The organism is Paenibacillus sp. FSL H8-0280, from assembly GCF_045040665.1.
Classification (GTDB): Bacteria; Bacillota; Bacilli; order Paenibacillales; family Paenibacillaceae; genus Paenibacillus; species Paenibacillus xylanexedens_A.
This window is the reverse complement of record NZ_CP150296.1, coordinates 2,903,046-2,924,645: the sequence shown is the minus strand read 5'-3', so window position 1 is coordinate 2,924,645 and position 21,600 is coordinate 2,903,046. Positions and strand designations below refer to the sequence as shown.

The window sequence follows — 21,600 nt, the reverse complement described above, 5'->3', positions numbered from 1 at the left end:
CAGGAGTGAATACCCTTGATTACGTATATGTTCAAGAACAATCATTTTCAGGAGCTTCAGCTCCTTCATTATGGCACGGAAGCCTGTACACCTGGTCACCACTTTGGCCCTGCCATGCGAGACTATTATAAAATTCATTATATTTTGAATGGCAAAGGCACCTTCGAAGTTGGTGGCAAAACGCATACCCTGCACAAAGGTCAAGGTTTTCTGATTGTTCCGCATTCCGTCGTGCATTACGAAGCAGATCAGGATGATCCATGGGAATACAGCTGGGTTGCTTTTCAAGGCAGCAATAGTTCTTCCTTTTTACAGCAGGCCTGTCTGTCCGAGCATCACCCGATTTTTGAGCTGGGCAATGAGGATGACGAGATGCGATCCTGCCTGCACCGAATGATTAATTCGCGGCATACCCTTAAAGGCTGGGAGATCAGTATGACTGGGATGCTATATCAATTCTTCTCCATTTTGATTGATCAGGCCAATTCAGATCATCTTCAACCCATACAGGATTATTCGAAGGAAACGTACGTAACACAGGTGATGGACTTTATTGAAATGAACTACGCCAATGCCATTACCGTGCAATCCATCGCGGCTCATGTCGGCTTGCAGCGCAGTTACCTGTGCTCTCTCTTCAAGGATCAGATGGGAAGCAGCATCCAATCGTATCTGGTCCATTATCGGATGCGCAGGGCAGCCGAACTGACCCTTGATCCCGGTCTAACCATTGGTGATATTGCCCGTTCTGTGGGCTACACCGATCAATTGCTTTTCTCCAAAATGTTCAAAAAAGTGATGGGCGAAGCGCCCACCTACTACCGTAAACATAAAACAGCACCCTCCCAGTTAAGTTGTTAATTGGGAAGGTGCTGTTTTTGTTAATCGTTTATCCTTACATTCTTTTTAATTGTTTATACCGTCTCCGGCATGGATATGCCAACAACTTGCACTTTGATTTCATCGACCATAACGCCAGCTAATTGTTCTACAGCCTGTTGAACATTATGTTGAAGTTCACGGCAGACCTCGTGCATCTTGTTGCCATATTGAATGTTGATGCGCAGCTGGATGGTTGCCTGATCGTCTTTGACATGTACGTCAATCCCTTTTTGCAGGCTCTTGCCGCTGATACTCTTGGCAATCCCTTCAGTCAGTCCAACCGACATGGAGGATACGCCAGCCGTTGATTGAGCGGCCATCCCCACGATCTTGGATAACACATCGTTCGAGATGTGAATGGTACCCATTTGAACAGATTGAGGTGCGATATATTCAGGTTCATTGTATTGTTTTTCGATAATTTCAGACATGCGCTCCACTCCTTCGAATAATTAAAATTCTATGCATTCTGCCATTTGTCCTTGAAGAACATGTTATAGATTCGAACCAGAAGAATTTTAACGATCATATAAACTGGGATAATAATCAGGATGGCAATAATTCCACCCAGGTCCCCTGCACCCAAGACCAGAATAATCGTCGTTAACGGGTGAATATCCAGCTTTTTGCCGAATACGTACGGTGCAACCAGGTTGTCCTGAATCTGCTGAGCGACGAGAATAATAATCAGAGACCAGATGGCAACCGATGGTGATACCACGAGACCCATGATCACAATAGGCACGGACGACACAATCGCTCCGATAAATGGAACAAAGTTCATGATGACCGCGATTACCGTGAGCAGTAATGCGTACGGCAGTCCAATGATCAGGAAACCGATATACATCAGTACACCCAGCGCCAGATTTACCAAGACTCGACCTACAATAAAACCACTCAGCGCCTGATCAATCTCAAGTACAACTTCACGGCTGTCATTTTGGAAACGTTTTGGAGCGATATGTGCCAGTTTACGACCAAATTTCTCGCCTTGTAACAGCATATAGAACAAAAGGATGGGTAATGTAAACAAGATGATCGCAAAACTGGAAACAAGCGAGAAAAATCCACTTACATAGTTGGTTACAAAGTTAAATCCTTTGTTGATATACTCCGTGATCTGGGAGAACGGTGTCGAGCCCTCAGGGAACAAGGCCTGAATGGCACCATTTTGCTCCAGCTCTCTCAGCTGGTCACTTAATGAATTAATTAGACTTGGTGCGTTATCAACCAGATTGATTAGTTGCTCACGTAACGATGGCCATAAACCAATGATGAAGAACACTCCCAGAATAGCAATAACCAGATAGATTAGCAAAATACTTAGCGTGCGATTTATTTTCTTTTTCTCCATATAATTCACAAGCGGTCTGAGCAGATAATAAAAGAACACCGACAACATCATCGGCACGGTAATGACCGTGATCATGGTGACGAGCGGCTGAAAGATGAAGCTCACACGTGATAATAAATAGATATTAACCAATATCAGCGCCAGTGCAATACTGAACCGGACAAACGTATTTACTTTGAACAAAATATTTCCCTCCACATGGACATTTCTTCTCTTATTTAATTTGGAATCTCAATGGTAAACACGGTGGTCTCTCGCCCACGCCGGGAAAGGATCAGCCGTCCACCCATTTTCTCCGTATTACGTCGTGCGATGGACAAACCAAGTCCGGTGCCTCCGGTCGCTGTCCGCGCCTCATCCCCTCGTACAAACGGGTCAAAGATCGTTGACCATAGTTCTTGAGGTATGCCCACTCCGTTATCTGCCACCTCTATCACCACATGGGTATGAAGCGGAATGAGTTCGACGCGCAGTTCTGTCCCGAGTGGATTATAAGACAGAGCATTGGTGATCAGATTCTGAATGACTCTGGATAACAGCTCCGGATCATACCTCGCGTAGATCACCTCATCAGGAACAAGTACATGAAGGACAAACTGTTTCTGTTCAATCTCCCCATACGTATCTGCCATAATCTCGCGCACGAATTCTCCAATCTCTCTTCTCTGAATATGCATGCGAAAATCGGGCGAATCCACCTTGAGCAGCTCCAGCATATTCTGTATCATGCGTGCAACTTGAACGGACTTGTTATAGATGTATCCCAGGTATCTTTGCTGCCTGTCCTTGTCCTCCCCACGTCCTTCCACCAATGCCTGCGCATATCCCTGTATAGATGTTATCGGTGTCTTCAGATCATGTGATAAATCTACAATCAGTCGCTGTTTGCTCTCTTCGGCGTAACGTTTCTCCGCAGAGGTGTTCTCAATGACATCCGCCATGTAGTTAAAGGTCTCACCAATCTGGACAAATTCCCTCTCGGCCGAGATAGACATCCGTGTACTATAATTTCCTTGTATCATCTGCGTAAGACCCGAGGAGAGGATACTGAGTGGTTTTTTGATTCTCCGTGCGACCCAATAGCTATAGACAAAGATCAACAATAAAACCAAACCGATGCCAATCATAATGTAAAAGGATAATGGATGTTTCAGATTGGTAATCAACTGATTATCGTTAATTCGCACACTGACCAGATCACGCGGGATCTTCAGCAACACATACGTTGCCGCTCCTTCTGTCGAAAATGGAGTGATGGAGTAATAGTACGGCTGGTCGCTTCGGTTCTCCAGTCCAGCATACAGATCAGCTTCACTGTAATGGGTGAACGAATCTTGCTTGTCTCCCACATGACGAATGACATTGCGATTCGCATCCAGAATCTCAATCCAGCCACCGCTGTCCTTGAGACGTTGAATCTCTGTGTCTTTGCTTTTCGACACCGAACCTCCACCGGAATAAAATTCGTTATCCAGCTCTGCCACATATACGTGGGCTTCAACATTCAGATCCGGATCAACCACCTGATCCGAAATGCGAAAATCCACGACATCCAGTGAAACCATAAGGTACACAATCAATACCAGTAATAGCAAAAAGAAGTTGAACAGCAAGAAGTCCAGTGTCAGAGATGTCTGTAACAGTCGCTTTTCTCTAGCTTTCCATGGGCGCTTCAATTTTGTATCCCAGTCCCCTTATCGTTTTGAGATATTCCGGTTGTCTGGAGTCACGCTCGATCTTCTCCCGAATATTGCTGATATGTACCATAATCGTGCTGTCCTCGTGCGCATAATAATCGCCCCAGACTGCTTCGTATATTTTTTTACGGGTGAACACTCGGCCAGGTTGATCAAGCAACAATTCCATAATTTTATACTCTGTAGAGGTCAATGTTACAGGATTTCCTGAACGAAAAAGGATACATTGGGATCGATCCAGCGTCAGCTCACCTAATACCAGATTCTGTTCTTTCGCTTTGGGGATCTCCGCTGCATCAAATTGATTGACTCTTCTGAGCAACGCCTCTACTCTGGCGACAATCTCAAGCGGGTTGAACGGCTTCGCTATATAATCGTCTGCCCCAAGTCCGAGTCCAAGGATTTTATCGTGATCCTGACTTTTGGCGGACAGGAACAGTACAGGCATGTGATATGTGGCTCTGATCTGTTTGATCAACTGCAATCCATCCATTACAGGCATCATAATGTCCAGTATGACCAGATCGATCTGTGTTGAACGTATGGTTTGTAGCGCCTCGGCTCCATTCACCGCTGTTTTAATGGTATAGTCCTTCTCCAGATAGAGTTGAAGCAGTTCAACAATCTCTGGTTCGTCATCTGCAATTAATACGGTGTATCTCATGTTATTCCTCTCATTTCCTATACTCTATGCCTATCTCTACATTATTACTATATACTACGTCTCTTAATTCAACCTAAATCATTTCTAAAGATAATCTAAATAAATAGAAATAGAGCCCTGGCTCAGGCCAAGGCATTAACTAAAATAGGGCTGTTTTCAGCCTACATTCAAGCTTTTCATTCTCCATTCAGGCTTTTCAATCTTCATTCGGACCATTTGTATTAGATTATCAGATCAATCCTTCAGCGAACGAAGCCACGGTTCAACTTTTCCCAATAAACGTTCCTTGTCATACTGCACATATTGGTTCGCCCGATTGCGCACGGGATCACCCGCGTAGAAACGTTCATATAGATCATGCCTTGCTCCGAGTGGACTTCCAGTCAGCTCCCATGCGAGTTGAAAGAGACGAATCTTCTCCGGGGCTTGCATCGTTACTCCACCAAGATATTTGCCTACCATAGAACCCATCATTTCATTTATTTCAAACGTACCTGAAGGAATCTGAATCAGACCACCCGCAGCAATGGTCTTCAAAATCTCCACCGCGCGGGGATAATAGCGATTGCCCAGATTACGTGCGGTTTCAATATATTTGAATTCCGGCAACCAGTTGCCAAATGTGTCTGGTTTGGACTGTGCTTCAGCAGCAATAATCAGTCCCTCGATAGTCTGCATCTGACTGATCAGCTCTCCAAGTTGTTCCTGCACATTCAGGAAAGAGTCCACCCCAATCTCCTTGGCAATGGATGAGGTCACGGCTGTAATAAACTCCAGTTTCGAGTGTAAACGAATGACACTCTGATGGTAGGCCAGACTGGCCGAAGCTGTATTGCAGCGAATCTGCCATACGGCTTCAGGGTTATTGTGCAGTAATACACGTTCCCAGGGCACAAATACATCGTCAAAAAATAATACAGCATCCATCTCATCATACTGCGCACTGAGTGGATGTGATTTATCTGTATCTTTTGTGGCAAAAGATTCACGACACATCATGTGCAAGCCCGGGCTGTCCGCGGCTACAATTACCATATGGGCCAGCTCTGGCAGGTGGCCTGGAATTCGTTGAACGGGATAAGCAATGATATCATCGGCATAAGGCGCTGCTGTTGCCACCATTTTGGCCCCGCGGATCACAACGCCCTCCGCATTACTTTTGACAATTCGCAGCATGGCATCCTCATCTTCTCCAACAGGCAAGGAACGATTAATCTGCGGGTCACGCTGGACAATTGTTAGGAATGCATCTTTTCGCTTGGCTTGTTCAAAATATGCGGATATTTTACCTGCAAATGCCGGGTCATGCGCTGTCATCTCATGTCGTGTTGCGTACCAACCTGTCAGCCTGGATCGGGCATAATCAGACAAACGGCTCATAACCCCATACGTCCGATCGGCCCATAGCCGAAAAGCATCCGCCCTGCTGTTTACATCAGGAAGTGAACGAGGCACTAGAAAGGAGCGATGCACGTAACTTCCCGTCTGTTCGTCCCAATAGGCCACGGTTTCCCTTGTCTCCGGGTCATCCACCAGATTGAACAATCCTTCTATGGTTTGAAGTGTTCCCTGAAAGGCCTGATGCCCAGTTACCTGGATACGCTCTCCGTCCAGCCATACATTCCGCTCATCATTCAGACGCTGAATGTAAGCTTGTCCACGAGACATCGTGATACTCATGATATGTCCTCCCTCTCAGGCACCGGCCTGACATTTCTGTAACTCCATCCTTCTAACTGCTTGAGAAACTATGTAATGATACATTCTGTATCTAACAAAATAGTACTGTGCCAGAGATAGAAAAGTCAACAGACACCGAGCGAAGAGTCCGGTGTCTGTTGGGCCATGCTATTTTATACTAATTTGGAATACATGTGACGCAGATACCGCCAGCGAACGAGTGCAAAATACAAAATCTGCATGGAAGCAAACACCAAGAAGATGCGCAGGCTGTATCCAAAGACCGAGAAATCAACCAGTTGCTGCAACGCCACAAAGGCAACCGAACTGTGGATGACCGCCACCAGAATCGGCAGGAAGAACATAAGCAATAGCTGCCTTGTTACGATCTTACGGAGTTCGGAACGACTCAGTCCCATTTTGCCAATCATGCGATACTGCGCTTCATCCCGTTCTAGATCTGCGTAAAGTCTGAAATACGTGAAACTTGCTGCAAAGGTGAAGAAAACAATGCCGATCAGGCCGCTCAAAATTAGAATGATGCCATTGGTCTGCTTGGAATTAAGCCAATCCACCACAAGCGCGCTGACCTCGTAATAACCTTTTTCGGAATGATCATCTTGAATGGATTTGATCAATTCAGGAGCAAAGCTGCGTGTACCCATCCAATCTTTCACGATAAATTGTATCGTTCGACTCGAATAGAAACCTTCAGGCATGCCAACTTCCTCGTTGTACGCAGGTCTCATCTTATTAAACAATTCGTCGGTTACGACGTAGAGATAAATTTCATATTGAAAAGGAATCACAATATCGGTACCAGGTGTCGATAGCTGGACAGGTATGTGCTGATTATCAACCTCCAGATTGATCTTTCCTCCCGAGGCTCCTTTTTCAACCTGTTCACGGTACTCCTTGCGCATCGCCAAATTGCTTGGTGTCATAAATGACTCATCGATTTGTTTCAACGTACGTTCTTCATACCCCAGTGCCTTCGCAAGACGGTTATAATCACTCAGTTTGATAATATTCCCATTATTATTTTCACCTATAGGAGCATAACTGCCCTTCACGTAGGGAACTTGATTATCAATCAACGTTTCTTCAATCTGCCGAATATGTCGCTCGGAGTTTGGAGTATACCAGTTATTCATATAACTGAATGCGTACGGATTCGACATGGACGACAACCCCGGGTCAGCAATAGCAAGCATGGTGCCAATTCCCGTAAATGAAGAAGCCGAGATGATACTTACCATGAAAAACATGATGGCGTTATCTTTCATTCGATAGGTAAGTTCAGATAGGAAGAGCAGATTGGTTTTACGGAAAAACAACCTTGGATTTCTTTTCAGTGCCCGAATGATGTATACACTGAGCTGCGTGAACAGAAAGTACGTACCTGCAATAACAACCACGACACTTGCGAGTAATAACGGAAAGGAGAAGCTTATCCATACAAAAGTGAATACTCCTGCATAACCCCCACCAATCAACAATACGGATAACAAGGCGAGTAGACGTGAGGCTTTGGGTTCCGGTTTCGGTTTTTCCTCTGATTTCACAAGGTCAATGAGAGTCCCTTTGCGAATGAGCAAGGATGAGGACATCGCGATCACAACAAACAGCAGCAGAAATGCACCTGCCGTCAGGGCAATGCTTTTTAGCGGAAAATAGAATCGAAGACTGTTCTCAACAGCCAGCATGGAGCCACAGATCAGCAGAATCAATTTGCCGAAAATAATTCCGAGTCCAATCCCGGTAATGATGGAAGCTAATCCGATACACATGTTCTCCATAAACAGAAGTCTGTTCATCTGCTTACGTGTCATGCCTATGATCAGGAAAATACCAAATTCCTTCTTGCGCGTCTTCAGAAATGAACCAACGGAGTAGAGCAGGAACAGGAATGAAAAGATGAATATAATGATCTCTGCAATCACAAACCCCTGATTTGCAAGCAACGTTACCGTCCCACTTGATCCCTTTAACCCCGCTTTCAAATCAGGATGGAACAGAAGCAATGCGTAAGTAAAAAAGATCATAACGGAAAATGTACTGCTCAGAAAATGAGCCAGATAAATTCGTTTGTTGCGAACAACGTTATTAATGGCGAACTGGCGAAAATTCATGTCCTGACCCTCCCATTAGGGATAATACATTAATAATCTTCTGGTAAAAGGCTGCGCGATTATCGCCGTAGTGAATTTCATTATACAGTTTGCCATCCTTGATAAAGACAACCCGACTACAATAACTTGCAGCTACTGCATCATGAGTGACCAGCAGCATCGTAGCCTGATCCTCCTGATTGCGAGTTTCGAGAATCTCCATGACATCTCTTGCCGCCTTCGAATCCAGGTTGCCTGTTGGCTCATCGGCCAGAATCAGCTTCGGGGAATGGATAAGCGCTCTGGCAATGGCCGTACGCTGTGCCTGTCCTCCTGATATCTCATATGTCCGTTTGTTCAGAATACCCTCGATCCCCAGCTTGCTTGCCAGCTGTTCAACACGAGTGTTCATCTCTGCTAGCGAAACACCGTCAAGAGTCAGTGGCAGCACAATGTTTTCCTTAACTGTCAGAGTATTTAACAGATTGAACGATTGAAAAACGAAACCAAGCTCTTTGCGCCGGAACAGTGCAAGTTCGTCCTGATTCAATTCAAACGGATTCTTCCCTGTAATCCGCAGTTCGCCTGATGTTGGGTGATCAATGGTTGAGATCATGTTCAGCAGCGTTGTTTTGCCACTACCCGATGGTCCCATGATGCCAACAAACTCACCTTCCTGAATACTGAGGTCAATACCTGATAACGCTTCATAAGATACGATGCCTTTGTAGATTTTACTGATCTGTTTCACAGAACAAATCTCCATGGTTACAACTCCTTAGTGATATATGAATTCAAAATCAAGTTACATTCATGCTATGTGCATGTGTATTGTGCGTGGCCTTTCCTGTACTCTTATGACTACAGTCTATCGAAGTTTCGGCCATTCTCCTATGGTTTAACCTTTCATCAACATGACAATGTTGTAAGGTTGCATCATGAAAATCAAAAAGACGCCTTCGCCTCGATCAGGCAATAGACGTCTATACTTACACCGTACACTTACATTGTAATTCATACTCCACTCACACTTTTTCAACAAAAATACAGACCTCACGTCCCATCTTATCTTCAACCTGTCACTTCAGGAGTTGAATGTAATTCGGACAGTCGTTCCTTCGCCGTACACGGATTCAAGATCAATCCGATGATTCATCCGCGTTAACACTTCTTTGGCAATATACAGCCCCATGCCTGTGGACTCTTTGAAATGCCGCCCGTTCTCCCCGGTGAAGAAAGGTTGGAATACCCGGTTCAGATCAGACTTCGGAATCCCGATGCCTTGATCCTCGACTTCCAGCATGATGGAGCGTTCTGCTTCATATGCACGCACATAGATCTTTTGCCCGCTGCCCGCGGAGTACTTTATTGCGTTCGACAGTAACTGTACCAATACAAACCGAATCCACTTGGCATCGGATTGCACAACCAGCGCAGAATTGATATGCATCTCTGGATAGACGTGATTGCGAATAAAGAATCGCTTGAGTTCATGGATCGCTTCTTCCCCAGCGGTCTTCAGTATCACGGGTTCCACACTGAAATCCTGCTCGAAGGTATCCAACCGGGCCACATACAGCACAGTTTCCAATCCCCGTCTCATCTGGTCTGCTTCCTCTCGAATGCTTACGAGCCGAGGATCGTCATCTTCCTGACCTTCCACGGTCAACTCGATGACGGATAATGGTGTCTTCATCTGATGTACCCACTGGTTCATGAACGTCAGATATTCTTGCTGCCGTTGTTCCAGCCGATGCAGATGTGCGTGATACTGGCCGTATTGTGAATCCAACAACTTCTCCAGCGCCAGTGATAATGGACTTGTTTCGTTCAATGGTACAAATTCCTTCAGCGAATCCATCGACCGTGACATTCGGGCATAAAAGGAGCGATGTGAATAATAACGATACACCAAATATCCGATGTATAAAAACAATCCCAGCGCTACGGCATAAGCAGCCGTGACCCAATCGTTGTAACCGTCATACCAGAACACTGCAACAACGGTGAACAAGATGGCAACAACCCAGCAAGTTAAAGCGAGATGTTCTCTTATAAACAATCTCATGATGGAGAAGAAGCTTTCCAGTTATTGTTCAATCGGTAACCCGAACCTCTGACCGTTTCCAGTGCATCCGTAATACCAAGCTCGGCTAATCGCTTACGCACCCGAGTAACGTTAACGCTGAGTGTATTGTCATCCACAAAAGAGTCATCCCACAGCTTCTCCAAGATTGTCTCTCTGCTCACAAGCTTTGGACTGCGGCGCAGTAACGTTTCCAGCAAGATCGTTTCCTTCTTCGTCAGCTGCACTTTGCGATCACCAAGCTGAATCTCCAGTCTTTCCAAGTACACGACCAAACCGTCCAGTTCCACCTTGCGTTCTTCGTCACGTGCAGCATAGTCCCCATATACCCGGCGCAGCTGACTTCGAATTTTTGCTATAACAATCTCATGCTCAAATGGCTTCGTAATATAATCATCCGCCCCGTTCTCCAGTGCCATGACCTGATCCATCTTCCCACTCCGTGCGGAGATAAACAAAATGGGGCATGTCGACAGCGTACGAATCTGGCGGCACCAATAGAAACCATCGTAACTGGGCAAGTTGATATCCAGAAGGACCACATGTGGCTGTACCTGCTCAAACTGTTGCACAATCATCTCAAAATCCTCGACCAGTACGGCCCGATCCCCGTAGCGTTCAATATGTGATTTCAATAATCCCGCAATCTTGGGATCGTCCTCTATTATCATAATGGTATACATTATTGGATCTCACCTCTGGCAAAATCATAACACAGGATTTATTATCTAGCATCGATTTGCTTACGCCAATCCACAATATCTGCATTCAATTGCTTCAGGTCTCCAGAAGCTTTCTGATCATCCGATAACTTGTATTGTTGCTTCAATGCCAGGATACGATATACACTTTCATCAATTCGGGACTCGGTGATTTTGCCTGACTTCACTGCACTTATTAGCGTATCAAAAATCGTCTTGGCACTCTCATAACTGTGAGCTACCAACAGAATGTCACTTCCTGCTTTAACCGTTGCCAGGGCTGCCTGGTCCAACTTGTAGTTCTTCGCGATTGCACCCATACTCAGGTCATCTGTGATGACCACACCATCATACTTGAACTTCCCGCGCAAATGTTCACCTATAATGACATCCGATAAGGAAGCCGGATGATCCGGGTCCAGCTTCGGGAACAAAATGTGTGCAACCATGACCGCCTCTACCTGCTCCTTCACTGCGGCCTGGAACGGAATCCATTCAAGCTCGGCCAGTTGTTTTTCCGTTTTATTCACGACTGGGAGATCGAGATGGGAGTCTACGGACGTATCACCATGACCCGGAAAATGTTTCACTACCGGAATAATGCCTTCACTACGTAATCCCTTCATCTCTGCAATCCCCATACGTGACACCAGTTCTGCCGAGCTGCCGAATGAACGATCTCCAATCACCGGGTTCCTCGGGTTACTATTCACATCCAGCACAGGAGCAAAGTCCACATTAAAACCCGCAAGCTGAACCTGTCTCGCCAACAATTCGCCCATCGTTTCAGCAAGCGCGCTGTCTTTCGTCTCGCCTACTTTTCTACTGGAAGGAATGGATTCCACCGTCTCCGGCATACGACTGACTTTGCCACCCTCCTGATCCACACTCATGAAGATCGGTACCGGGTTGGACTGATTCGCTTCCTTGATGGACTTCACAAACTTGGCTGTTCCCTCGAGTGTTGATACATTGTTGGCATAGAAAATAATGCCCCCTACCTTTTGATTCGTAATCATCTGTTTGGCTTGATCATCCAACGTTGTCCCTTGAACACCGGCCAGTATCATCTGTCCAATTTTCTCTTCTAACGTTAATGAACTGAGCTGCTCTTGAACTGGATCAGTTTCCTCTTGCACTTCTTCCTTAGGCGGAACGGTATTTTGCTCCGGCGATGAGGAAGATTGCCCTGAGTGGGAGCCAGCGTTCGAGCCGATATTCGAGTCCGTTGCGGAGGAAGGTTTCTGTGCTTGGCCACATGCCGATAAAAGCAGAACGATCCCCAACAGAAGACACATCATATGCAGTGGTTTTCTCCATTTATTGTTCGAGTTGTACCTATAGTTGTGCAAGGATATTCACCCTCCTTATGTAATGTCATCTTGGCAACCCTTGGGTTCAGGCCTAACCTTATCATAAGGTGGTGGATTTTCAAAATAAGTCGTACTGAAGATTGAATCGTTGTTTAGACACTTAAGCGGTAAAAAAAGGGGTTGCACTGGAACCTGAGATGTGGAACTTAATGGTGTTGTGACTAGGCGCGTGTGCGATGTATGTGGAGAATAAAAAGGAGCAACGGTGCAGGAAATGATTTTCTATTGTGAATTTTTCATATGTTGAAATTATTAGTATAGGCAGATCAAAAAGCCGCCCAAAGGCGGCCTATTTGTTCGTTTTTGTTTACTTTTCGTTGTAAATCTTTGCCGTTCAGCGTTCGTTCACCTTTCACCAAACGTTCTTAGGCTTTTATTAATGGAGTGTTTGCAACACTTCCGTTGTAAATGGAATGATTTCGGATATGTGACCTTCACGAACTTTGGCAGGCCATTCGGGATCACTAAGCAGAACACGACCCAAGGCGATCAAGTCAAATTCATTGTTCTCCAACTTCTCATTTAATAAGTCCAGATGGGCATCCCCTGTTCCCTGGTTCTCGGTTGCTCTGTCTACAAATTCAGCTTCAAGACCTACCGATCCAACTGAAATAGCTGGTTTGCCTGTTATTTTTTTAGTCCAACCCGCAAGATTTAGCTCGGAACCTTCAAATTCAGGCAACCAGAACCGGCGTGTAGAGCAATGGAATATATCCACGCCTGCAGCACTGAGTGGTGCCAGGAATTGCTCCAATTGTTCTGGCGTCTCCACCAGACGTGCCTCATAATTCCCCATCTTCCATTGGGAGAACCGGAGCACAATTGGGAAATCAGGACCAACCGCCGCACGACAAGCTTCAATCACTTCAACCGCAAATTGGGTTCGCCGTACCAAATCACCACCATAATTGTCGGTCCGTCGATTCGTCTGCTCCCAGAAGAATTGGTCAATCAGGTATCCATGGGCTCCGTGCAGTTCAATGCCGTCAAACCCGATTCGCTGTGCATCCGCTGCCGCTTGGGCAAATGCCTGTACAAGACCTTGAATCTCCTCTTCCGTTAATGGTTCACGTGATGGTTCACCTGCCATGCTTACCCCTGACGGACTTACAGGTTCAGCTTCTGCGTTAGGCAAGTCACCGGAACGACGTGCTGTACCCACATGCCACAATTGTGGCATGATTTTGCCACCCGCTTCATGTACTGCTTTCACTACATTAGCCCATCCTTGCAACGAATCTTCACCATGGAATAATGGAATACTCGCTCCACTAACCGAAGATGGATGATTAATGCCTGTACCTTCCGTTATGATGAGCCCCACTCCACCTGCTGCTCTGCGACGATAGTATTCAGCAACTTCTGGTCCAGGTACGCCCTCTGGTGAGAATCCGCGAGTCATGGGTGCCATAACGATTCGATTAGACAATGTTAGCTTGTCCGAGGTGAAAGGTTTGAATAATGCTGAAGGTACGTTCATAGTACATTGCTCCTTTGCAATTGGAAGTGTGGAACTCCGCATCCACATGAAATGCGACATGCTTTCGTATATTGTAACACGTGTAATCCAGTTGACTGGTTTAGGATTATTTCTCTATCCATTTTATAGTTTCTTAATTTTATTTTCAAATTTTCGAAGTTGGGCGTTCAAACTACTCTTATAGAAAAAAAAGAAAGCTACCTTACGGCAGCCTCTGTTGGATCACACTACCGAAGCAGTCTGACATGCACTCTACTACATCTTAAAGTATTTTCCCGGTCACCAATAATGTGGATGTAGCATAGTATATAATCCATAATCTTCCTTCCAATTTAATTAGCATTCACGGGGATATCGCTGCGGTTCACTCGAAGCAATTTCCCTGATGAATTTGATAACACATCCGGATCAGTACCCAGACCAAAGTAGAAGTCACCCTCGTTCTCTTCGAAAGACTTGGCATAGGTGTCCTGGTTAAAACGTAAAATCTCATTCCATGTGGTCAGATCCGTTGATTGGTAGACCCGATTGATATACAGATTGGCACTTTGGCGAGTGTACGTAAGCACATACACCTTGCCATCACGCAACAGCACATCGGTTGGGAGCGCCTTGGCATCCGGGAGATTAACTCGCCTTGCCTGATTGATGTCGGTCATGACATTCAAAGATTTGGGCAGCAGCTGCCCATCATTAAACACGCCACCTGCTATATAGAGCAACTTGTTATTGAAGTTAACATTTTTGCCTATTTTATTATAAGGAATCGTGCCCGTTTGATAGGTTAGTCCAGGCAGCATTTTGTTACCATAGATGACAACATCTCGTTTCTCAAGTTTTTCATTAATCTCCAGAATATTAGTTTTGTCATTCCATATTTTATTGGCAGGATACATCATGCCAGATGCATATAACTTGCCATTAAGATGGAACATGGTATAAGCCCGGAAACCAAACGTATTAATGGTCGCATATTTTTGCCAAGTTTCACCTTCATTATGAGAGATTAGAATGGTTGGTTTGGACTCTGTACCCAGCGCGGCAAACATCTTGCCTTGATAAGATGCCAAATCGTATACGTGTACACCCAGCGGTAGATTGCGATATTTGGTCCACACCTCTCCATCCAGACGATAGAAGTTACCCAGCTCCCACTGTTCACTATCGGAATCATTGCCAGGAATATATAACTTGTCGTTTAGTACTCGGTAGATATCAATCTGTTCCTCATCCACATACATCTTCGTTGATGGCAAAATGCTCGGATTGCTGTTAGTCACCGACTGGGTCTTGAATTTTGCATTCGCTGTATCATAATAAATGACTGGAATAGGACCTGAATTTGGAGCTACGCCCAGATTGCTGCTATTTCCGTGGCCCAAATATATTTTGCCGTTGTACAGTTGCATGTCCCAGACGTTATTAGCATATGGTGTTTTGGTAAAAGGTCTGCCTAGCAGTTCGATCTTCGATGTTACATCGGCTGAACTGATCGGTGCATTTGACACCTTGGCAAGGCCACGTTCCGTCGCAGGGGGTTGACTCGTTGACGTGGTGTTTTTCGGCTTGGAGTTCCCCATAAGCATCCAGCTCATTCCTGCGACAATGGTCAAAATTACGGCTGTCCATTTTGTATGTCTCTGCATGTCCGCTTCCTCCTTCATTTTTTCATCATCATTACCTTCACACCAAGATGATACAATTTGTATCTTTTTATACTATGTAAAACCACCCGCACATGCAACAAATTCCGCCCTATTTATACAAAAAAAGTAGACAATCACATCTGTTGATGTGCTGTCTACTTGTTCTTACTGTCTGTGATTTCTATTCAGCTTTTACCAAAATCTTAACCTGATTTTTCTCTTTCAACAGTGCTTCAAATCCATGCTCTACTACTTCATCCAACGAGATTCGTTTGGTCACCAGCTTGTCAGCCGGGAAGAAACCTTTATCCATCAGACTGATAACCGCCGGGAACACATCGCGATATCCAATAATGCCATTAACTGTACGTTCTTTCATGACAATCGAGTTCGGGTGAATCGGCGCTTCCTGTTCAAAAATACTGACGATCATCAACTCTCCACCAATACGTGTTGAATCGATGGCTTGTTGCAGAACACGTGGAACACCGGTTACTTCATAGGCTACGTTAACGCCGCCTTGTGTACGTTGATGGATCTCTTCCACTACATTAAACTGCATTGGATCAATCACAATGGCACCAAGCTCTTCTGCTTTTGCTTTCCGTTCATCCGATAACTCCACCACATAAATATCCGACGCTCCCGAAGCTTTAAGCGCTTCGATGACCAGTAGTCCGATTGGGCCTGCGCCAAACACAGCTGCCGTATCTCCCACTTTCAGTTTGCTCTGGCGCACAGCGTGAAGTGCTACAGCTGAAGGTTCAACCAACGCACCTTGCTCATACGAGATTGAATCCGGAATGGCATGTACCATGTTTTCTGCAGCAGTTACATACTCAGAGAATCCTCCTCCGCCTCCAGCGAGTCCAAGGAAACCCATCTGATCGCAAAGATTGTATCTGCCCTGTTTACAAGCTTCGCAGTGTCCACATGCATAGATGGGTTCTACCACAACACGATCGCCTGCCTTGAAACGCGTAACACCTTCCCCTACTTCAACCACCTGTCCTGAAAATTCATGCCCCATAACTATAGGCGCTTGTTCCCCTGTTAGCGGATGCGGTGCTTGAGCGGGAATGAAGATTGGACCTGCTGTGTACTCGTGCAAATCACTGCCGCAGATACCGCACCATTCCACTTTTATTTTGACCTTTCCTTCTTCAGGGTGAGGTTCATTAATATTTTCGAGACGTAAATCTTTGACTCCATGCCAACGTAATGCTTTCATTCATTTCATCTCCCAGATCATAATTTGTGATATAATCGGAAACGTTTCCGTAAATTAAATATGTCACATTTTAGATACGCTGTCAAACATATTTCTCCATTAATATGTCTATTTCATGATCATATCGAGTTCACTTTAGAATGCTTATACTTTAATTCAAGTGATCTTAGCGGTATTTCAAACGATGTAATCCTTGTTATTAACATATATTATGGCAAATATTATTGTAGTCCCATTGAAATTAAATCAGGCCTCGCCATAAATCTGGTCCTTTCACGGGATACTTCATTGTTCAAATGTTATAATCAAGTTATATAACTATCGTGAAGTTCATACATATTCCTAATAATTCGGAATCGTTTCCGATAAAGTGAGGTAAGCGTACATTGAGGAAAGAACAGAAACTTACGATCAAGGACGTTGCAGAGCGTGCCGGCGTCGGCATCGCTACCGTATCCCGGGCCATCAACAATTCAGAAGGCATCAGCAGTAAAACACGGGATAAAGTGATGCAGGCCATTGAAGAACTGGGGTTTGTACCCAACACCTCGGCACAGAGTCTGAAAATCCGGCAAACGCACCAGATCGCGCTCGTGGTACCCGACATTCGTAACGCCATCATTCCGGAAATCTCCTGGTCTGTAGAGCAAACGGCGAAGCAGCATGGGTACCATGTCGTGCAGATCAATACGGCAGGCAATGCCAGAACCGAGCTGGAAACCATTCGTAATGTCAAAAAATTGCATGTGGACGGACTGATCTTCATGCCTCTGGCGTACCCCAAAACGTTACCCGGACTGATTGATAAAGCGCCGCTCCCTATCTCCATGATTAATTACGGTAAAAAACTGGAACCGGGCATGAAGGCAGATATCGTCTCTCTGTCTCAACCTGAAGGCAAACTGGTGATGGAACATCTGTTCAAAATTGGCCGGACTCGAATCGCTTATGCAGGAGCACCAAAGGACATTATTGAAGAACGCTTTCGTGCGTATGAGCAAGCCGTAGGTCACGTAGACATTTCTCTCGTATACTTTGGTGAGGACTTTTCATTGAATACAGGTGCCAATGCTGCAGATTATTTCTATGGACTTACGCATATGCCAGATGCTGTCTATGCCATTAATGATATGGTTGCCATCGGATTGGTTAATCGGTTCAAGGAGTTAGGGGTTCGTGTACCTGAAGATGTGGCAGTTGTGGGTGTCGATAACAATCAATGGACAACCGTCACGTCTCCTCAGATTAGTTCCGTGTCCATAATGGGCGAAGAAGTCGCCAGACTTGCTACCGAGCTGTTGTTAAAACGAATTCGGGAGATGAGCACTACCGATTACGAACACATCCAATTTGAACCACGCTTAATCGTTCGTGAATCAAGCGTAGCCATGATTCATTCTTCCCAGCGAGGGCCACGCCGTTAAATTTGGTGAGGGGGATGGGTCACCAGGATAGGATGTATTTTACATCCGTCCCTTCATTTGTTTTCTACACAGATATACTAAAAAGGTGTTGCTCAGGTCTAACTCTTTCCTGGCAGCACCTTATTTGTCGTTGATTATATATAACTATAGCAGAGTCATACTCCGCATACGTTCATTCTAAGAAAGCAGTTGCCTGATCGGTGTTCCCTTCAGGAACATCGCTATATTCTCTACGGTATGATTATAATAGATCTCATAATTGCCACGAGTCACATAACCCAGATGCGGTGTGGCCAGAACGTTGGGCAATGTTCGCATTACATGGTTAACTGGTAGCGGTTCCTGCTCATATACATCCAGACCTGCACCAGCAATCACACCACGCTGCAATGCCTCCACCATAGCTTCCTGATCTACAATGCCCGCTCGCGACGTATTTATTAATAGCGCACTCGATTTCATTAGTTGAAATTCGGCTTGTCCGATCAGATTCCGCGTACGATCACTTAACACCAGATGAATGGATACGATGTCGCTCTGTGCAAGCAGTTGCTCCTTGGTCTCGGCCCAGATCACACCATGTTTTTCGGCTTTCTCTTGTGTCAGATTCTCGCTCCAGGCCATCACATTCATACCGAATGCTCGTGCAATCTCAGCCATACGAGTACCTATCTTGCCCAAACCAAGCAATCCAAGTGTTCTCCCATGCAGATCCAACCCTACAGTGCTCTGCCAGTTTCGATTGGAGCGAAGTGCATTATTTTCCGTAACCAGTTGTCTGGACAGCCCCAGAATCAGTGCCCATGTAAGCTCCGTCGGCGGATTAGAGCTTCCCTCGGTTCCACACACAATGATGCCGTTCTTCTCTGCAGCCTTGAGATCTATCGACGCGTTGCGCATACCACTTGTAATCAGAAGTTTTAGCTTAGGGAGCTGCGAAATGACCTTCTCTGGAAACGGTGTACGTTCCCGCATCAGGACCACAATATCAAAATCCTGCAATTCCTGAATGACTTTTTCTTCCGAGCCCATATAGTTGTTGAATGTCTGAATCTCCACCTGATCCATCAACGGACCCCAATCCGCCGACGTCAGCGCAACGTTCTGATAGTCATCCAAAACGGCACAGCGCAACTTCGTATTCATTTCTGATCTCCTCCTATACCTGCTCAATTCTTAAACATATTGTAGCAACTCCGCATCACTTTAAACAGAATAAATACCTATTACTGCAGCAAAGACAGCGTAACCTGGATGCTCTGCTCTACAAACAAGCGGTCCGGTCCTGATTTCATCAGTACGGTCAGTCCAATCATGGATACAACCAGAGACTGTGCGACCGCACTCGCGTTCATGTCAGTAGACAACTCCCCGTTCTGTTGCCCTCGTTCTATCGTTTCTTTGAAAAGAACACCCAGGTACATCTGATGCTCCCGTGTAAGGACAGCGAATTTGGGATCACGTGGAGCCAGCTCAACCATCGTATTAATGCAAAAACAGCCGTGACTAGGCTCGGTCACACTCCCCTCTGCTCCAATATGTTCAAACAATCCACGAAAGGCTTCCCGCACGGAGGAGCCCTGTTGAAGTCTGGCTCTGACTTGGGCCGCATGCTGAGTGGTATACCTGCGAAGTGCTGTTTCAAATAATTCCTTTTTATCGCCAAAAGCCGCGTACAGACTGGGACGTTGTATGCCCATTGCGGTCGTCAAGTCATTTAAAGATGCCGCTTCGAACCCTTTGTCCCAAAACGTATGCATCGCTGCATCGAGTGCTTTATCCGTATCAAATTCCCGTTGTCTAACCATACAATTCACCTCTTTATGTATCGATCAGTATGTTTATATATTTTAACCTCATAACAATGGATAAGTCAAAGATCACTCATTTAAAATTATTAAAATTAAGTAAACTCCTCCATAAAGCCTTTTTAACCAAATTGAAAATCTCACCCAATTCTCTGTTGACAGAATTTACGCAAATAAAGTATGGTTATCCCGAAACATAATATACCGATCAGTACATAATAGAAAGGTGACATCCATTTATGCAAACTTCTTCTCCAGATGCACAATTATCCAATAAGGATCGTCCTGCCATGTCACGGTTAGTTGCTCTTCTTTTTGCCGTGTGCAGCGGACTTGCGGTCGCCAATATCTATTATGCTCAGCCTTTGCTGGACTCCATCGCTCAAGAATTCAGCCTCTCGCCATCATCCATAGGGATTGTCATCACAGTGACTCAAATATGTTATGCCTTGGGGCTGTTCCTTCTTGTTCCGCTTGGTGACCTCTTAAATCGCCGCAAGCTGATCATCATTCAAATGCTCTTATCCGTGCTTGCACTGGTTCTCGTAGGAACCGCACAATCCAGCTCACTTTTATTCGCGGGCATGGCTGTCGTAGGTTTATTAGCCGTCATTACGCAAACGCTCGTTGCCTTTGCTGCACACTTGGCGGCCCCTTCCGAACGTGGTCGCATTGTCGGGCAGGTAACCAGCGGAATCGTCATTGGCATTTTACTTGCACGAACGGTTGCAGGTACGCTGAACGATTGGTTCGGGTGGAGATCGGTATATCTCTTCTCGGCCAGCCTTACATTACTCGGAATTGTCGCCTTATTTTTTGTTCTCCCAAGGCAACAATCCACACAAGTAAAACAAAGCTACTTCCAATTACTCGGTTCCGTCTTGCAACTGTACCGTGAGTTGCGTGTGTTACGAGTACGAGGTGTGCTGGCCATGCTGATTTTTACAGCCTTCAGCATCTTATGGACTTCCATGGTTCTGCCACTAAGTAGCCCTCCACTGTCCCTGTCTCATACAGTCATAGGTGCATTTGGTCTTGCAGGAGCGGCTGGAGCACTGGCTGCTGCCCGTGCAGGTAAACTCGCCGATCGGGGCCTTGGGCAGAAAACAACCGGTGTCGCCCTTGTCATTCTGCTCTTGTCCTGGCTGCCCATCGGTTATGTCCATCACTCCCTGTGGTTCCTGATCCTGGGTGTTATCCTGCTCGATCTCGCCGTGCAGGCCGTACATGTTACCAACCAGAGCCTGATCTACGAAGTTCGCCCCGAAGCGCAGAGCCGCCTGACGGCAGCCTATATGATCTTTTATTCCATCGGCAGTGCAACCGGCTCCATCGTTTCTACCCAAGTGTATGCATGGGCGGGCTGGACAGCTGTTTGCTGGTTAGGTGCTGGCGTTAGTGCAGCAGCCCTTGTGTTCTGGATGATCGATCGTTATATGCATCGGAATCTCGATCGTTGA

18 protein-coding genes are annotated in these 21,600 nt (G+C 45.7%); 3 read left to right on the top strand and 15 right to left on the bottom strand.

From position 1 onward, the window contains the following. The first annotated feature begins 15 nt into the window (after positions 1 to 15). The gene (locus tag MHI12_RS13170) at positions 16 to 861 is read left to right on the top strand and encodes an AraC family transcriptional regulator (protein WP_405172609.1); all 846 of its coding nucleotides are present in this window, start codon (positions 16 to 18) and stop codon (positions 859 to 861) included. 53 nt (positions 862 to 914) lie between these two features. Here MHI12_RS13170 and MHI12_RS13165 read toward each other — a convergent pair whose 3' ends face one another. The 13 genes from MHI12_RS13165 to MHI12_RS13105 form a co-directional block, all read right to left on the bottom strand. Next, positions 915 to 1,313 carry an Asp23/Gls24 family envelope stress response protein gene (locus tag MHI12_RS13165; protein WP_047842725.1) on the bottom strand — a complete coding sequence of 133 codons (399 nt, stop codon included), beginning with the start codon at positions 1,311 to 1,313 and terminating at the stop codon, positions 915 to 917. A 29-nt stretch (positions 1,314 to 1,342) separates the two neighbouring features. Continuing rightward, positions 1,343 to 2,422 carry an AI-2E family transporter gene (locus MHI12_RS13160; RefSeq protein WP_340915085.1) on the bottom strand — a complete coding sequence of 360 codons (1,080 nt, stop codon included), beginning with the start codon at positions 2,420 to 2,422 and terminating at the stop codon, positions 1,343 to 1,345. Positions 2,423 to 2,457: 35 nt separating this feature from the next. After that, the gene (locus MHI12_RS13155) at positions 2,458 to 3,915 is read right to left on the bottom strand and encodes a sensor histidine kinase (protein WP_405172608.1); all 1,458 of its coding nucleotides are present in this window, start codon (positions 3,913 to 3,915) and stop codon (positions 2,458 to 2,460) included. Continuing rightward, positions 3,893 to 4,600, bottom strand: a complete 708-nt coding sequence (locus MHI12_RS13150; RefSeq protein ID WP_405172607.1) for a response regulator transcription factor — start codon at positions 4,598 to 4,600, stop codon at positions 3,893 to 3,895. Before MHI12_RS13150 ends, MHI12_RS13155 begins: the two co-directional genes overlap by 23 nt. 234 nt (positions 4,601 to 4,834) lie before the next feature. Then, positions 4,835 to 6,280, bottom strand: coding sequence for a 4-hydroxyphenylacetate 3-hydroxylase family protein (locus tag MHI12_RS13145; protein WP_405172606.1), 1,446 nt, complete (start codon positions 6,278 to 6,280; stop codon positions 4,835 to 4,837). A 173-nt stretch (positions 6,281 to 6,453) separates the two neighbouring features. After that, on the bottom strand, positions 6,454 to 8,412 hold the full coding sequence (locus tag MHI12_RS13140; RefSeq protein ID WP_405172605.1) for an ABC transporter permease: 1,959 nt from the start codon (positions 8,410 to 8,412) through the stop codon (positions 6,454 to 6,456). Continuing rightward, positions 8,387 to 9,157: an ABC transporter ATP-binding protein gene (locus MHI12_RS13135; protein ID WP_405172604.1), complete on the bottom strand. Its 771-nt coding sequence runs from the start codon at positions 9,155 to 9,157 to the stop codon at positions 8,387 to 8,389. The genes MHI12_RS13140 and MHI12_RS13135 overlap by 26 nt, the downstream gene beginning before the upstream one ends. Positions 9,158 to 9,475: 318 nt before the next feature. Beyond that, positions 9,476 to 10,459: a sensor histidine kinase gene (locus MHI12_RS13130; RefSeq protein WP_405172603.1), complete on the bottom strand. Its 984-nt coding sequence runs from the start codon at positions 10,457 to 10,459 to the stop codon at positions 9,476 to 9,478. Continuing rightward, on the bottom strand, positions 10,456 to 11,160 hold the full coding sequence (locus tag MHI12_RS13125; RefSeq protein WP_091031246.1) for a response regulator transcription factor: 705 nt from the start codon (positions 11,158 to 11,160) through the stop codon (positions 10,456 to 10,458). The genes MHI12_RS13130 and MHI12_RS13125 overlap by 4 nt, the downstream gene beginning before the upstream one ends. Positions 11,161 to 11,201: 41 nt before the next feature. Beyond that, the gene (nagZ, locus tag MHI12_RS13120) at positions 11,202 to 12,530 is read right to left on the bottom strand and encodes a beta-N-acetylhexosaminidase (protein WP_405172602.1); all 1,329 of its coding nucleotides are present in this window, start codon (positions 12,528 to 12,530) and stop codon (positions 11,202 to 11,204) included. A gap of 397 nt (positions 12,531 to 12,927) precedes the next feature. Then, positions 12,928 to 14,031 carry an NADH:flavin oxidoreductase gene (locus MHI12_RS13115; RefSeq protein ID WP_341007160.1) on the bottom strand — a complete coding sequence of 368 codons (1,104 nt, stop codon included), beginning with the start codon at positions 14,029 to 14,031 and terminating at the stop codon, positions 12,928 to 12,930. A 332-nt stretch (positions 14,032 to 14,363) separates the two neighbouring features. Further along, a complete protein-coding gene (locus MHI12_RS13110) occupies positions 14,364 to 15,677 on the bottom strand; it encodes a hypothetical protein (protein WP_036608608.1) in 1,314 nt (437 codons plus the stop codon). 181 nt (positions 15,678 to 15,858) lie between these two features. Next, entirely contained in the window at positions 15,859 to 16,908 is a 1,050-nt protein-coding gene (locus tag MHI12_RS13105; RefSeq protein ID WP_076249528.1) for a 2,3-butanediol dehydrogenase, read from the bottom strand. Positions 16,909 to 17,294: 386 nt separating this feature from the next. Here MHI12_RS13105 and MHI12_RS13100 point away from each other — a divergent pair, with 386 nt between their 5' ends. Next, positions 17,295 to 18,332 carry a LacI family DNA-binding transcriptional regulator gene (locus tag MHI12_RS13100; protein WP_405172601.1) on the top strand — a complete coding sequence of 346 codons (1,038 nt, stop codon included), beginning with the start codon at positions 17,295 to 17,297 and terminating at the stop codon, positions 18,330 to 18,332. Between the two features lie 177 nt (positions 18,333 to 18,509). Here the strand turns inward: MHI12_RS13100 and MHI12_RS13095 are convergent, their stop codons facing one another. Next, positions 18,510 to 19,478, bottom strand: a complete 969-nt coding sequence (locus MHI12_RS13095) for a D-2-hydroxyacid dehydrogenase family protein (protein WP_405172600.1) — start codon at positions 19,476 to 19,478, stop codon at positions 18,510 to 18,512. Between the two features lie 80 nt (positions 19,479 to 19,558). After that, on the bottom strand, positions 19,559 to 20,140 hold the full coding sequence (locus tag MHI12_RS13090; RefSeq protein ID WP_405144272.1) for a TetR/AcrR family transcriptional regulator: 582 nt from the start codon (positions 20,138 to 20,140) through the stop codon (positions 19,559 to 19,561). A 239-nt stretch (positions 20,141 to 20,379) separates the two neighbouring features. Between MHI12_RS13090 and MHI12_RS13085 the strand changes: the two genes are divergently transcribed. Further along, positions 20,380 to 21,600, top strand: coding sequence for an MFS transporter (locus MHI12_RS13085; RefSeq protein WP_405172599.1), 1,221 nt, complete (start codon positions 20,380 to 20,382; stop codon positions 21,598 to 21,600).